General features: G+C 36.8%; 1 pseudogene. It reads right to left on the reverse strand.

Annotated elements, in window-relative coordinates:
• Positions 1-296: pseudogene (locus FLA105534_RS19925) on the reverse strand (antitermination protein NusG); the annotation flags it as partial.

The raw sequence follows: 296 nt of genomic DNA on the forward strand, positions 1-296 counted from the left end.
TAGTCTTACACTGATTCTATGCTGATTGTCGACTCTGAAAACTTCACATTCAAGTCCGGATAATTCTCCATGCTCGATTTTAAGTTTATCTCCTATTTTGGGTAGTGCCGGCTCAATCTGAACATCTGTGATGTCTTTTACCTGAGTAAAAAGCCTGATATGATCGATTTCTTCTTCGGAAACTTTTCCGTATTCTTTGCCAAAAGACAAATAAGAACAGCCACTCTCTACATTTAAGGCATCATGAAAGTCTTTATTGGATTTGATCTTGACAAAGACATAACTGGGAAATAATG

This window comes from Flavobacterium collinsii, from assembly GCF_902804485.1.
Taxonomy (GTDB): Bacteria; Bacteroidota; Bacteroidia; order Flavobacteriales; family Flavobacteriaceae; genus Flavobacterium; species Flavobacterium collinsii.